Raw genomic sequence first — 17308 nt, 5'->3', positions numbered from 1 at the left:
ATGGCTACGAAAATTGTTAACTTGTATCCTCTGACAGCCATGCAAGAAGGCATGTTCTACCAATATGAATTAGAGAGAAAGTCTGAAGCATATTTTGAACAAACAAATATTACAATACAAGGAAAACTTGATCTTAACATTCTTCAAGAAGCAGCTAACTATATGATCCATCGCCACGAAATATTCCGTTCAGTGTTTAATTTCTCAAAATTAAACAAAATGGTTCGTGTAGTTTTGGCAGAGCGTTCAATTTTAATTCCATATCAAGACTTACGAATGTACGATGAAGCAGAACAAAAACATTTAATAGAAGAGTATTGTCGGAGTGACAGGAAAAAAGGATTTGATTTAACTAAGGATTTGTTGATAAGAATGTTTGTGTACCAAACTGGGGAGCAATCATTCAATATCATCTGGAGCTTCCATCATATTCTTATAGATGGTTGGTGTGTGGGCCTGTTTCTGCGAGAATGGTTCGCTACCTATGAATCACTTCTTCATGGGTTAGAGCCAAAGCTTCCTTCAGTCGCACCATTTAGCAATTATGTGGAGTGGTTGGAAGCACAAGATAAAGTTGCATCTTCTATTTACTGGGAAAAAAGATTGAAGGGGTTTGAACAGAAAACTTCTATCCCAGAGAATAAATTTGTAGAGCAAGTGATAGATCAAAATAATAACCAACAATATTTATTCTCATTCAATTTTCAGTTAACCAAGAACATTCAATCCCTAGGTTTATCTAGTGGAGTTACCTTAAATGTAGTTATTCAAACATTATGGGGTCTTCTGCTTCAACGATATAACAATAGTCAAGATGTTGTTTTTGGAGCGGTCTATTCAGGCCGTTCCTCCCAAGTAGCTGATATTGAGCAAATGATGGGTTTATTTATTAATACAATTCCTGTACGGGTGAAATGCGAACCACAAGATAAATTAATAGATGTAATGCATATGGTACAGACCTTGTCCATTGAATCTGAACCTCATAGTTACTATCCCCTTTACGAAATTCAGTCCAAGTCTGAACTGAAGCAAGACTTACTGGATCACGTACTGGTTTTCGAAAATTACCCTAGTCATGGATCCCTTGCAGACAGGGATAAAGTAGGTTTTGAAATAACCGACATCCATGCTTCAGATCGAACAAATTATGCACTCGATATCATTGTGGTTCCTGGAGCAGAATTGACTTTTCGAGTGAACTATAATTCTAGCGTTTATGATGGGGAATTAATCAAAGAAATATCGGAGAATCTGAAACAACTTGCTCAGCATGCATCTAATCATCCTGATTCACAAGTATGTCAGCTCGAGATGATCTCTCATTCTACTCAAAGGTTATTGTTAGAGGAGTACAGTGGGGTATCAGTAAAGTCTGAAATTAATCATTGTATTACGGAATGGTTTGAAAGTCAGGTGGACAATAATCCGAATCATCTTGCAGTTTCATATGGTGAAGTTAGCTTAACTTATGGGGAACTTAATAAAAAGGCAAATTGCCTTGCTTGGAAACTGCGTAATTATGGTGTCGTACAAAACACTGTTGTTGGATTAATGTCAGAAAGATCTATCGAGATGATTGTAGGTATACTAGGTGTACTTAAGGCAGGAGGAGCCTATGTACCGATTGATCCGGAATATCCTTCAGATAGAGTGAAGTACATGTTATCAGATTCGGGTGCAAAATTAGTCCTAACACAACAGCATCTAATTCCCAAATTAGCTCCTTTCAAAGTGACTTGTTGGGACTTAGTTGAGAGTATGACTGATAAAGACCAACGGGTATACCACAATCCACCGGTAATCAATGCAATTAATGATCTTGCATACATCATGTACACATCCGGTTCTACTGGAAAACCAAAGGGTGTATTAACATCCCACCGTAATATTATTCGAGTTATTAAGAACACAAATTATATTGAGTTCAACGAAAAAGATAGAATTCTACAACTTTCAAATTATTGTTTTGACGGATCCACCATGGATATCTATGGTGCTTTAACAAATGGTGCAACTTTAGTGCTAGTAGATAAAATGAGAATGCTAAATTTGAATAGCTTGTCAGAGCTGATTAGAACACAGGATGTCTCTGTGAGCTTTTTCACTACCGCGTTTTTTAATGCGATGATAGATGAAGATCCTACTTGCTTTAATGGGATGAGACACGTGTTGTTTGGGGGAGAACGGGCTTCAATAGCACATGTTAATAAGGTACTAGACCATAACCCTGAGACTCGTTTTATTCATTGCTATGGTCCAACAGAAACAACAGTGTTTGCAACTTATTATGAAATTCCAAGAGACAAGCCACTATCTAACTCTCTCCCTATTGGCAAGCCATTGACCAATACTGAAGTTTTAATACTCAACAATGATGGGAATTTACAACCTATTGGAGCAGTTGGAGAGCTGTGTATAGCAGGACCAGGACTAGCGAAAGGATACTTAAATAGAGAAAGTCTTACATTAGAGAAGTTTGTCCAGCACCCTTTCAAAACCGATGAAAAAATGTATCGGACTGGAGATCTTGCGAATTGGAATCGTGACGGGAATATTGAATACGTAGGACGTATGGACAACCAAGTGAAAATTCGGGGATATCGAATTGAGACTGGTGAAATTGAAGCTTCTCTTCGGCTGTTGGTTGGAGTGAGTGATGCCGTAGTTGTACCAAAGAGTGACCAAGGCAATCAAACAAGTCTTTGGGCGTACATCGTCCCAAAACAAGAATACTTATTGAGTGTAAGGGATGTCCGAGATAGCCTTTCTACTTTACTACCTGATTATATGCTACCTAATTACTATGTCATTATGGATGCAATACCATTGACGCCTAATGGGAAAATCGATAAGAAATCGCTTCCTGAGGAAGCGACGTTTGAGAAGTATATGTCGGTACAAGAAGCACCTCAAAATGAGCATGAAACAAAAATGGTAAACATCTGGAAGCGTGTATTGGGAATTTCGTTAATCAGTAGAAATGATCACTTTTTCACTCTTGGCGGCCATTCCTTAAAGGTCATGAATCTTGTATCTCATATTCATAAGGAATTAGATGTATTAGTGCCATTCAAACAAGTATTTAAAACTCCAGTCTTGCATGAGCTTGCTACTTATGTGGCAAATTCAGTTCCAGAACGTCTTGAACGAATTCAACAGGCTTGTGAACAAGATAGTTATCCGGTTTCTTCTGTCCAGAAGCGAATGCTGATCCTTAATCAATTTGAGGGTGCGAATGAAAGTTACAATATCCCTACTGCTGTTAGCTTAAAGGGTAAAGTTAATTTTGACAAATTAGAAGAGGTATTATCGAAACTAGTTGAAAGACATGGAGCACTTCGAACATCGTTTGAGTGGGTTAATGGTACTCCAATTCAAAAAGTGCATGCTGCAGTATCATTTTCGCTTGGAAAATATGATCTGCAAGATATTAAACTCTCAACTCAGGCTGGATTAACGCAAAGTGAAACCACCGACCATAATGTTTTATTGGAAAAAATACAAACTCTGATTCTGCCATTTAATCTTGGTGAAGCACCATTAATGAGAGCGAGTCTTTTGCAGTCAAAAAAAGATGAGTCTATTCTTTTCGTTGATATGCACCACATCATTTCAGATGGTCTTTCAATGAATGTATTTTGGAAAGAATTCTCCATCCTTTATTCAGAAGGGCAATTAGAACCTATTGAACTTGAATATAAAGATTATGCAGTATGGGAGCAATCTCAACACGACTCAGAGGATTTTAAAAAGCAAGAGTCTTTTTGGTTAGATTATCTCTCTGGAGAACTTCCTGTACTGGAACTTCCAACTGATCATATACGTCCAACCGTTCAAAGCTTTGAAGGGGATCGTGTCCGGATTCAACTAGACAAAGAAAAGACAGCTGGTCTCCGACAATTGGCAACTAAGAATGGAAGTACACTCTATATGGTATTAATGGCAGCATATCAGGTCTGGTTGAGTAAGTACACTAGTCAAAAAGATATTGTAGTTGGTACACCAATATCAGGCCGTAGGCATATTGACGTTCAGAAGATGATGGGCATGTTTGTCAATACGCTTGTTTTAAGAGGAGCTCCTAGCCCTGATAAGAGTTTTAATAATTTCTTAGAAGAGACTAAAGAGGCCGTCTTAAAAGTCTTTGATAATCAAGATTATCCCTTTGAATTTTTAGTGGAAAAGTTACAGACAAACCGCGATGTTGGACGAAATCCATTGTTTGATGCCATGTTCTCGTTAAATAACGCATCGGAGAAGCAATTTCTGAATGTCGATGGGACAGTTGGCGAGATAATTGATCTCGATTATAAATTTGCAAAATTCGATCTTTCCATGGAAGTCATGGAGTACGAATATGGAATTTCGTTCAGCTTAGAGTATGCTACTAAGCTATTTGAGCGGAGCACTATAGAACGTATGGTTCTTCATTGGATTCAATTATTAGAACAAATCATTATTAATCCAGATAATCCTATCGGTTTCATTGAAATGATGACAGATAGTGAAAAACATTTTGTATTAGACAAGTTTAATACGTTGCCTACTAAACGAGAGAGTCTGGGTACAGTGTCTCAACTGTTTGAAGAACATGTACGACGAACGCCAAATCATGTTGCAGTCGTGTTCAATGATCAACAATGGACCTATGATCAGTTAAACAGGATGGCTAATCGTGTTGCTTGGAAGCTTTTACAACATGGTGTTGGTAGAAATACAATCGTTGGCTTGATGACTGAACGTTCCATTCACATGATTACAGGTATTCTAGGGGTTCTCAAAGCGGGCGGTGCATATATGCCAATAGATCCTGAATATCCGCAAGAAAGATTGGAACTGATGATTGAAGATAGTGGTACCGAACTGATATTGGTACAGGAAGAGTTACGTGTACGCTTAAGCGATTTTGAAGGTATTTGTTGGGATTTGAATTCCCTAGTAAGAAATCATGTAGATAGAGATGAGTCTAAGAATCCTTCAATAGCACAATCAATGGATGATTTGGTTTATATCCTCTATACGTCCGGTTCTACTGGGAAGCCTAAGGGTGTAATGACAACTCATCAAAATATTATCCGAACAGTTCAAAATAATAATTGTATTGATATTCATGATACAGATCGTGTTCTTCAATTTTCAAATTATTGTTTTGATGGATCTACGATTGATATATATGGAACATTAACCAATGGAGCAACTTTAGTATTGGTGGACAAAGTGACGATGCTAGATATGAAAAGCTTACCAGCACTTATCCAGGCCCAAAATGTGTCGGTAAGTTTCTTCCCTACAGCATTTTTCAATGCAATTACTGACGAGGTTCCTTCTTGTTTTGTTGAGATGAGACTCATTTTGTTTGGCGGAGAACGCGCATCGGTGACTCATGTTAAAAGAGCTTTGGAACACAATCCGAAAACGCGTTTTATCAACGGATATGGTCCAACTGAAACGACAGTGTTCGCAACTTACTATGAGGTGCCTAGGGATGAACCTTTATCAGATCCAATTTCGATTGGTACACCGTTGACTAATACTGAAATTTTAATTCTAAACGAAAACAGACGGCTCCAACCAATTGGTGTTGTAGGTGAAATATACGTTTCTGGAGAAGGTCTGTCCAAAGGATATCTTAATCGTACAGAGCTAACCCAAGAAAGATTCATCCCTCATCCTTTTAAAGAAGGAGAAAGGATGTATCGAACGGGTGATCTGGCTAAGTGGTTGAATGAAGGGAATATAGAATATGTTGGTAGACAAGACTCACAAGTTAAAATTCGCGGATTTCGCATTGAACCAGAAGAAGTTGAAAATGTTCTTTCAGGTTTGGAGAAGGTTCGTGAAGCTGTTGTCCTGACGAAGCTTGATATGGATGAGAAGTTATATCTATGTGCGTATGTGGTACCCGAACAGGAATACACTCTGAATCATTCTCAATTGAGAGAAGAGCTCCTTAAGATGTTACCTGAGTATATGGTACCTGGACGATTTTGCATAATGGATCGATTCCCTCTCACGTTAAATGGCAAAGTAGACCGCAGAGCATTACCAGAACCGGAAGAAACAACAGACACAGGACGCGAATATGAGGCGCCACGGAATGAAGTAGAAACGATATTGTCTACAGTTTGGCAGGATGTGTTGGGTTACAAAAAGATCGGTATTCATGATCATTTCTTCCAACTCGGAGGGGATTCAATCAAGGCAATTCAGATATGCGCTAGATTATACAAGGCGAAAATGAAACTAGAAGTAAAACAACTTTTTCAAAATCCAATCCTTTGTGACGTAGTAGCTTGCATAAAGCCTTTGGAAATCAAAGCTGAGTCAGCACAAGTAAGTGGGGAGGTTCAACATACTCCGATACAACAATGGTTCTTTGAACAAGAGTTTGTTAAGCCTGAACATTGGAACCAAGCCATGATGCTCTATCGGAAAGATGGATATCAGCCTGATCTTCTTGAAAAGACATTAACGTACTTAGTCCAACACCATGATTCGCTTCGTTTGAGTTTTCACGAAGAGGCAGGACAGGTAGTACAAAGATATGAAGCGGATTTTAATGTTGAAAAAATCCTGACAGTTGTAGATGTAAAAGGTGAACCCGATCCAGAATTATTTATTCAAGAGGAAGCTGAAAGGTTGCAGGCTTCATTTTACTTGGATAAAGCACCGTTGTTCCATGCAGGACTATTTCAAACGGAAGAAGGCGATCATCTCTTATTGATCGCACATCATTTGGTTATAGATGGCGTTTCGTGGCGTATTCTTATGGAAGATTTATCGGTAGTTTATAAGCAGTTAGCAGAGGGATCGTTACCTGAGTCCTCAGGGAAAACCGATTCATTCCAGGAATGGTCGGTTGCTTTGCAAAAATATGCAAAAAGTCATGAACTAGTTGGTGAGATTGAATATTGGAAGAATATATTGAATCGTTGCCAAGCCTCAAATCAGGAGCAAACGGTTGGTACATGGATGGAATCTGATATGGTTATGGCTAGCCTAACTTCTGTAGAAACGAAGACATTATTAACTGAAGCACATAAAGCTTACCATACTGAAATGAATGATTTACTTCTCAGTGCCCTTGCTCGAGCCATGAAACAATGGAATGGTCAAACAACATTAGGGATCACCATGGAAGGGCATGGAAGAGAAGAAATAGATAATCAGGTTCAAGTAACTCGTACAGTTGGATGGTTTACATCTATGTTTCCAGTTTCTCTAACCTCAGAATATCTCGGCTGGGCGGAACAGATTAAGGAAACGAAGGAGATGCTAAGAAAAGTTCCTAAAAGAGGTATTGGTTTTGGGATTCTGAAATATCTGAGTGAAGATAGAGCCTGCGCAGAATTGCAAGAAACACCACTCCCTGGTATCAGTTTTAACTATTTGGGTCAGTTCGATACAGATTACGGAACAGAATATAGCTTATCTCCTTACGGATCTGGAAGTACTATAGCTGGATCTAATGCTAAGAGTTTTCAATTAGATATCGTGTGTTTGGTAGAACAAGGGGAATTTACAATCCAACTAAATTACCTGAAAACTGAACATGACAAAGAGAGTATTCAGCTTCTAGTAGAAGAGTATTTGAACCAACTGCGTTCTTTGATCAATCATTGTACAAATTTAGAAGAATCTGAGTTTACTCCTAGCGATTACGGTGATAGCGAATTGTCACTTGAAGAGCTCGACAGCCTGTTAAAACAACTTTAAAAGCGGAGGGGCTATCTTGAAAATTAAAAAAATATATCCGTTGACACCCATGCAAGAGGGCATGCTATTCCATTCCATCATGGAAAAGAAAGACGATGCGTATCATGAACAGGCATCCTTTACCATCAAGGGAACTTTAAATATTCCTTATTTTCAGAGAAGTCTGGACGAACTTGTGCAGCGGCACGATATTCTGCGAACTTCTTTCGTTCATACTGATCTTCAAAAACCAAGGCAAATTGTACGTGAGCAGAGAGAGATCCAGATTTCGTTTCATGATTTATCGAATATGAATACTGAAGATCAGGAAGAGGAAATTCGGTCTTATAAAGCAGAGGATCGATGTGCGCCTTTTGACATGGCCAAAGATCCATTAATTCGATTGAAGTTATTCCAGACGGAACCCGAGTCGTTTAACTTAGTATGGACTTTCCATCATATATTGCTAGATGGCTGGTGTATTAGTTTATTTTTCGGTGAATGGTTTGAGATTTACGAGGCGACACTTAAAGGGCAAAAACCTAAACTTGATCCTGTCGTTCCATACCACGTATATATACAGTGGTTGGAAAAACAAGACAAAGAAAGAGCACGTAAGTATTGGAGAGAGCTTATTGCGGGCTATGAAGACAAAGCGGAGCTCCCCCTACGAAAATCTAATGTTACTGGGGAACTGTATGACCACCAGTGTTTCAATTTTAGCTTTAATGAAAATTTGACAGGTAGATTACAGGAGCTTGCTAGAATCAATGGAGCCACCATGAATACCTTACTACAAGTATTATGGGGTGTGTTGTTACAACGTTATAATGGTACCGATGATGTAGTTTTTGGTGCTGTTGTTTCAGGCAGGCCTTCGAATTTAGAAGGCGTCGAGCGTATGATGGGACTGTTTATTAACACAGTCCCCGTACGGGTCCAGAGTTCAGAAGGCGACACGGCCATTCATTTGCTTAAACGACTTCAACATGCTGTTCTAGAGTCAGAAACTTATAGCTACTATCCTTTATATGAGATTCAAGCAGAATCTGCCTTGAAGCAAGAATTGTTCGATCATATTATGGTATTTGAAAATTATCCGATCGACGAAAAAATGAAGCAAGACGAGACACGTACTGCAGTTATTACAGGTGCCGAAGTAATGGAACGGACAAGCTACGGATTTGATTTAACGGTCCTACCTGGGAAATCACTCGGATTTAAGTTCAATTTTAACGCGAAGATGTATGACTCTATGATGATACAACGAATCGCCCAACATTTTACTCAACTAGCTGAACAAATAGTTGATCAACCTGATGAGCTTCTATACAAATTTGAATTGTTGCCAGAAAAGGAAAAGATAGTTCTGAATAATTGGGGTAAAGGGAACGTAACCCCCCTCGATTCAATGAAATCTATTCCTGAGTGGTTTGAGGAACAAGTTGTAAAGTCACCTGAGCATACAGCCATACTTTTTGAGGATAAAGTAATCACGTATAAGCAATTGAACGACGCAGCAAATCGAATTGCAAATTACTTGAGAAGTGTAAAGGTTGGACCAGAAACGTTGGTAGGTCTTTTATTAGAACGTTCTGAATTGATGATAGCCGGTATCTTGGGAATCTGGAAGGCTGGAGGAGCTTATGTTCCCATTGACCCTGATTATCCTCAAGATCGGATTCGCTACATGATTAAAGATAGTGGGGTTAAGGTTGTTCTTACCCAAGCTCGTCTAATACAAGAGGGATTGTTTGAAGATGAGACAAACCTTATTGCATTAGACCAGCTTGAAACGGAAACGGAACCTAGTGAAGAAGAGCCTGAAAACTCTCTGCCAACAATCCTGCCTGAGAGCTTGGCCTATGTTATCTATACATCTGGATCTACAGGTTTGCCTAAAGGGGTAATGGTCGAACATCGTAGTTTGTCCCATTATATCAACACGTTTTCGGAGTATTTTGATGTTAGCGCACGTGACTGTATGTTGCAGCAAGCTTCTTATGCTTTTGATACTTCATTGGAAGAGATATTCCCGGTGTTAGTTAATGGTGGTACGTTATTCATTTCGGATAAAGATACGGTATTGGAATCAAGAAAACTAGTAGAACTTATGGTGTTGAACCGAGTCACAATGGTTTCTTGTTCCCCTCACTTGTTGAATGAATTAAACCGAAGCTTGGAGAACGTACATCATCAGATTAGGGCATTCGTATCCGGAGGAGATGTCTTAAAAGCACATCATTTTGGAACGCTTATGGACAAATCCATGGTTGTGAATTCATATGGACCTACGGAAGCAACGGTTTGTGCTTTGTATTATGAATGTACATCTGTACAAAACGATGCTATTTCTATTGGCAAACCGATTGCCAATACGGAGATTTTCATCATGAACCGCTGGGGACAACAACAACCTATTGGAGTAGCTGGAGAACTATGTATTACTGGGGCAGGTTTAGCGAGAGGTTATCTCCATCGAGCAGATCTCACCGCAGAGAAATTCGTTCAGCATCCATACAAACCAGCAGAGCGGATGTACAAGACAGGCGATTTAGCCCGGTGGTTACCGAATGGGAATGTGGAATACATGGGACGGGTTGATCATCAGGTGAAGATTCGAGGCTACCGTATTGAAACTGGTGAGATTGAAAGTAATTTACAACACTTGCCAGGGGTACAGGATGCATTCGTGGCGGTACAAAGTGATAAGGAAGGCCAACCATACTTAGCAGCCTATGTAGTTATGAATTCTGAAACAATATCCCTTAATTTGAGTATCCTGCGCAGTGGCTTGCAGGAAACTCTACCGGATTACATGATTCCCGAAAGGTTTGTTGCAATTGAGCAACTTCCGCTTACACCTAATGGAAAAGTGGACCGCAAAGCTCTGCCAGAGCCCTTAGATGTGATGGCCAGTGGAAAGGCTTATGCTGCACCGCGTGATGAATGGGAAACCAAGATGGTTCAGGTTTGGCAGGATGTGTTGGAGAGAGGACGGATCAGCATCTATGATCATTTCTTTGAGTTAGGCGGACATTCATTAAAAGCGATGGCTTTAGTGTCAGCCCTTCAAAAACAATTGCAGATCGAGATGCCTCTTCGACAGATATTCAATACCCCGATTCTCCATGATTTAGCTCAATATGCAGCGCGAGCAGCTCAGAGTCGGTTTGAGCCCATTCAACCGTTAGCGCCTAAAACGGCATATCCTGTATCATCTGCCCAGCGCCGATTGCTGATTCTCAATCAAATTGGTGAGAAACAGACAAGTTATAACATGCCTATGGCGGTTCGTCTTCAGGGTGACCTGGATGTGGAGAAACTCGAAACTGTCCTTCAAAGGATGGTCGAAAGACACGAAGCTTTGCGTACTTCATTTACATGGGTCGACGGCGAGCCGCTGCAGATCATCCATGAGAACGTCCCGTACCGGTTAGAGCGGCTCGGGCAGTTGGAGGCCAGCGAGAAGTTAGGGAGTTCCCTGCGTCAGAAACTGAGTGAACTCATCCAGCCATTCGATTTACAACAAGCTCCACTCATGCGAACTTGGCTTGCGGAACAGGGTCAGTCGGATTATATATTAGTGATGGACATGCACCATATTATTTCAGATGGAGTATCTACGGCAATATTTTGGGATGAACTGTCCCGGATGTATAGGGGCGAAACTCTAGAACCGCTAGAGCTGAGCTACAAGGATTACGCGGCGTGGGAACAGGCACAAATGGATAGTGAGTCCATGAAAGATCAGGAATCTTACTGGCTGGATCAATTATCCGGAGAGCTTCCCATACTGGAACTTCCTCTTGATCGACCGCGTCCACTGGTGCAAAGCTTTGAAGGTGACCGGATCACATTTGAATTGGAAAAAGAAACAACAGATCGACTGCAAGAACTGGCAGCAGAGAGTGGCAGTACACTGTACATGCTACTCATGGCAGCGTTCCAAGTGTGGTTAACCCGCTACAGTGGTCAAGAGGATATCGTGGTGGGTACACCGATTGCTGGGCGTCGTCACGCTGATACGGAACAGATGTTAGGCATGTTCGTAAACACGCTAGCTCTGCGGGGAGCACCAACAAGAGAGAAAACGTTCACTGCGTTCTTGTCGGAAGTGAAGACAACATTGTTACAAGCCTATGAAAATCAGGAGTACGCCTTTGATCGGTTGGTAGAAAAGCTGGAAGTTAGACGGGATGCGAGCCGAAACCCTCTGTTTGATGCTTTATTTGCAATGCAGGACAATACAACTTCGGGCGGTTGGAACCTAGTAGAAGAAGAGGTCACTCCGCTAGAGATTGAATTCCCTGTAGCCAAGTTTGACCTATCGATAGAGGCAGTTGTAAATAAAGTGGGAATTGTCTTTAGTTTAGAATATGCAAGTCAGCTATTTGATCGAACGACCGCACAGCGGATGGGAGATCACTGGTTGAAACTCCTTCGGGAGATTGCATTCGGAATGGAGTTAACTATTGGAGCCATCGAAATGATATCCGAGCCTGAACGGGAAGAGCTACATCGATTTAATCGCACAGAAGTTCCGTTAGATATCGAGAAAACGGCAGCAGACTGGTTTGAAGAACAGGTGGCAGAAAGACCGGAAGCAACCGCACTGATCTTCAATGAAACTTGCTGGACGTATGATGAATTGAATCGGTTGGCGAATCGAGTGGCTTGGCATTTGCAAGCAACGGGCATTGGCGCAGGACGTCTCGTCGGCATTATGGCAGATCGGTCGGTTGAGTTGATTGCAGGAATTCTAGGGGTTTGGAAAGCAGGAGGGGCTTACGTTCCGCTGGATCCTGATTATCCAGAAGAACGCATTGCCTATATGCTGATGGATAGTGGCGTGGACGTGGTGTTGACGCAAAGCCATCTTGAAGAACGGGTCACTCAGCATGGTGTGAGCAGCGTTTGTATGGAAGCATTGGCCGAAGAAGCGGAAGAAGTAGTCAATCCGATGCGAACGAATGCAGCTGGAGATATCGCTTATGTCATCTATACATCAGGATCGACTGGAAAGCCAAAAGGTGTGATGGTAGAGCATCGAGGTGTTGCGAACTTAAGACAAATGTTCTGTAATCGAATGAATATCACTTCTTCAGATCATATCCTTCAATTCGCGAGCATTTCCTTTGATGCATCGGTGTGGGAGATCACCCAAAGCGTGCTATTAGGCGCTGTGTTATGTATGCCAGACCGTGAAACGGTACGGGATGCATGGGAACTGACACAGTGGATGGCGGAGAAACAGGTGACGATAGCGACATTACCACCAGGATTTGCACTGTATGTTGATGTTCAACTCCTACCTAAACTGCGGATGCTGATTACAGCGGGATCCGCTGCGACTGAAAGCTTATTGGAGCACACCAAAGGAATCACTTATATTAATGCCTATGGACCTACCGAAAGTACAGTATGTGCAACCATGTGGCAGAGACCGGCTGGTCAAACGCAAGGATCTGTACCGATTGGTGGTCCCATCGATAATACGGAAATTTATATCATGGATGAGGCCGGACGGATGCAACCCATTGGCGTTGCCGGGGAACTGTGTATAGCTGGGATGGGTCTTGCTCGCGGGTATCTAAATCGAGCAGAGCTCACGGCAGAGAAATTTGTAGCTCACCCAGATAGACCTGGGGAACGAATGTATAAGACCGGAGACTTGGCACGTTGGTTGCCGGATGGAACACTGGAGTACCTTGGTCGGAAAGATGAGCAGTTAAAAATTCGAGGGTACCGTATTGAGATTGGTGAAATCGAAGCTGCGCTGGACCAGATGGATGGTGTGCGTGAGGCCGTGGTTGTGCCACGGAAAGATCAGGACGAGCAAGTATACTTGTGTGCATATTGCGTACCCGTAGAAGAGAAAACAACTGGCTCACAACTGAGAAGTGGTTTACTGAGAATCCTGCCTGAATATATGGTGCCTAGCCAAATTATAATTATGAGCCAGTTACCGCTGACGCCGAATGGAAAGGTAGATAAAAAGGCACTGCCGGAGCCGGAAGAGGCGAAGGCAGCAAGAACATCTTATGTGGCACCAAGAACTCAAATGGAAGAAGACATGGTGGAAATTTGGCAGGAAGTGCTGGGAGTCAGCCAAGTCAGCATCGACGATCACTTCTTTGAGCTTGGTGGACATTCACTGAAGGCAATGAATTTAATTCAACTTGTTCGTGCTAAACTAAAGGTCGAATTAACACTTCAAGTGATTTTTAAAAATCCTGTATTAGAGACCTTGGCGGATATTGCTAGTCATTCGATAGAAGTTGCTTACGAACCAATCTCTCGTAGTGAGCATAAAGAAGTGTACCCGGTTTCTTCAACTCAAAAAAGGATGCTCGTTTTAAATAAGATGGAGGGCAAGCAAACAACCTACAACATGCCTGTGGCTGTGAGGCTCTATGGGGAGTTGAAGCCTGACCAATTGGAACAAGCTATACTCCGGGTTATTGAACGCCATGAAATTTTACGAACGTCATTTGAATGGTTGGACGATCAGCCTGTACAACGAATTCATGAAAAAGTACCATTCTACTTGGAAAAAAGAGATCTTCGTTTCCAAGGGGACAATCAGACACTGGAGAAACAAATCTATGAAAGTATGTTTGGCTTCATCCATCCATTTGAACTGAATGAGGCTCCATTAATTAGAGCGAGACTACTTCAATGCAAAGAAGCGGAATTTGTTCTTCTCATTGATATGCACCATATCATTTCAGACGGTACTTCTATGCAGATATTCTGGAAAGATCTTTCTAGATACTATGAGGGATCCACATTGGAAACACTGGAGATAGGTTACAAGGATTATGCAGTGTGGGAACAAAAGCAACTATCCGCTAAACGTATACAGCACCAAGAGACTTTCTGGCTGGATACCTTTAGTGGAGAATTACCTGTATTAAGTTTTCCTACTGATTATCCTAGAACTGCCAAACAGAGCTTCGAAGGTGATAGTTTATTATTTCATCTGAACAAGGAATTATCTGATGGACTTAACAAGCTTGCTACAGAGACTGGAAGTACACTATATATGGTATTACTTGCCGCTTTCCAAGTGTTGTTAGGGAAATATAGCGGTCAAGATGACATTATTGTAGGGACTCCAATTGCTGGGCGAAATCATGCTGATGTTCATGATATGTTTGGGGTTTTCATCAACACCCTAGCGTTACGAGGACGTCCGAATAAGGAGAAATCGTTCCTCGACTTCTTAAGTGAAGTTAAAAGTGACACCATAAAAGCATTTGAACACCAAGACTATCCGTTTGAAAGATTAGTTGAGCAATTAGATCTAAAAAGGGATTTAAGCCGAAATCCGTTGTTCGATGTTTTGTTCTCTATGCAGAACTTGGAAGTCTCAACTAACTTAATAGGAAATTTGGAATACGAAATGCTTCCTTTGCCAGAAAGTGTAGCGAAGTTAGATCTTTCAATGCAAGTGACAGAGATCAAGGATGGCATTGAAGTTGGTGTTGAATATGCAAGTAGATTATTTGAGCGGGCTACAATGGAACGATTCGCAGAACATTGGCGATTACTCTTAATTCAGATTGCATCAAATCCATCTATTAAATTGGCTGATGTGGACTTAGTTAGTTCAAATGAGCGCAGACAGTTATTGGAGACTTTCAATAATACTGAAGTTTATTTTGAAAAAGATGAAACTATCCTGGTACAGTTTGAAAAGTACGTTGAATTGACCCCGGATAAGACAGCCATCATATGTGGTAAAACTTCTTGGACTTATCGAGAAGTGGATCGACATGCGAATCGAATTGCAAGATTGCTTTTGGAACAGGGGCTAGAGAAACAATCCTTAGTTGGTTTAGTTTCCAAACGATCTATTGAACTGCTTTCTGGCATGTTGGGGATTCTGAAGGCAGGTGCAGCCTATGTTCCGATTGATCCGGAACATCCAGAGGATCGGATTCAATACATGTTGGAAGATTGTAATGCTCGTTTCATAGTGACTGATGGTAGTCTTTCAGGTTATATCAGTGAGTCAATTCACCAAATAGAAATTGCTGTACATTATGATGAAGATTTACGGGAAGACAACATTGAACTTTCCAATTATCCTGAAGCAGGCGATCTAGCTTATGTGATTTATACATCAGGGTCAACTGGTCGTCCCAAAGGAGTCATGCTTGAACATCGAGGTCTGAAGAACTTCTGTGAAGGAATGAGAGATCGCTTACCAATTTCTTCAGAAAGTACTGTATTGAGCTTAACCACTGTATCCTTTGATATTTTTGTTTTAGAAAGTCTTCTTCCACTGATGTTGGGGGCAACAGTAGTACTGGCGACGGAAGACGAAATCCAAAGTCCAAAGGTATTAAGTGAATTAGTTTCGTCGCAATACGCTGACATCATCCAACTAACTCCGTCGCGGCTAAGACTATTATTGGATGCAGGAGTTGGTCATTGCTTTAGCAATTTATCGGCCATATTGCTTGGTGGGGAAGCACTACCTCCAACGCTTATGAACCGCTTGTCTCAAGTAACTTCGGCTAGAATCTACAATATGTATGGACCGACTGAAACCACAGTTTGGTCCACTGTGCAAGAATTGACAGATGGAAGTCACATATCCATAGGCAAACCAATTATCAATTCTCAGATTTATATTCTGAATGAAGAAGAGAGGTTGCAGCCAATAGGGATTGTTGGGGAGTTGTACATAGCTGGGGCCGGTTTAGCAAGGGGGTATTGGAACCGTGAGGACCTTACCGCTAAGGCGTTTGTTCAAAATCCTTTTAACCCTGGCGCTCGGATGTACAAAACGGGTGATTTAGCACGTTGGCTGCCCGACGGAAATCTTGATTACATTGGACGTGCCGATAATCAAGTGAAAATTAGGGGGTATCGAATTGAACTGTCAGAGATTGAAGCGGTTCTGTTGCGTCATGAATCGGTTATAAATACTGCAGTAATTGTAAATACAGATCCTAGCGGAGAAGGTATGGAGATGTTGGTTGCTTATTTGGTTATTAAGCAAGACATTTCTACTAAAGTAATCCAGAAATATCTTCAAAACATTCTTCCTACTTACATGATTCCTGCCCAATATGTTGTGGTCGAAGCGATGCCATTAAATGCTAATGGAAAGATTGATCGAAGAAAACTTAAGGAAGTTCCGATTGAAGTTCAGTTGCATCCCGACCAGGAGTCGTCTGAACCTTTAGGTAAGTTGGAAACGTTGGTTTATGACATATGGACTGAAGTTTTAGGGAGATCTGATTTTGGAGTAGAAGATGATTTCTTTGAAATTGGTGGGAACTCCATTAACGCTATTCATGTCGAGATTAAATTGGAACAACAAAATATTACAATAGAGGATTCGATGGTTTTCAAGTATCCTTCTGTACGCAAGATTGCTGAAAATGTAAGTCTCAAAACTTTAGAAAAGTTATAAGATTAAAGTAAGTGGCATTCTTTCAGACAATTTAAAGCGGGAATAAGGTAGATAAAGCATGGGGCGTCTCCATCGTCATCAAGATTACGAGGAGCACCCCATGTTTCTATTTATGAACTTCTCGTGTGTGTAGAAGTAATAATTCTTGGATACAACAATATTGTTATTTTGCAGGAG

At 41.1% G+C, this 17308-nt stretch carries 2 protein-coding genes; both read left to right on the top strand.

Annotated elements, in window-relative coordinates; all coding sequences use genetic code 11:
• The gene (locus tag MHI48_RS22900; protein ID WP_076329994.1) at positions 1–7719 is read left to right on the top strand and encodes a non-ribosomal peptide synthetase; all 7719 of its coding nucleotides are present in this window, start codon (positions 1–3) and stop codon (positions 7717–7719) included.
• A 16-nt stretch (positions 7720–7735) separates the two neighbouring features.
• The gene (locus MHI48_RS22895) at positions 7736–17131 is read left to right on the top strand and encodes an amino acid adenylation domain-containing protein (protein WP_405141865.1); all 9396 of its coding nucleotides are present in this window, start codon (positions 7736–7738) and stop codon (positions 17129–17131) included.
• The last annotated feature ends 177 nt before the right edge of the window (positions 17132–17308 follow it).

This window comes from Paenibacillus sp. FSL H7-0942, assembly GCF_045040715.1.
Taxonomy (GTDB): Bacteria; Bacillota; Bacilli; order Paenibacillales; family Paenibacillaceae; genus Paenibacillus; species Paenibacillus amylolyticus.
This window is presented reverse-complemented; position numbering and strand designations above follow the sequence as displayed.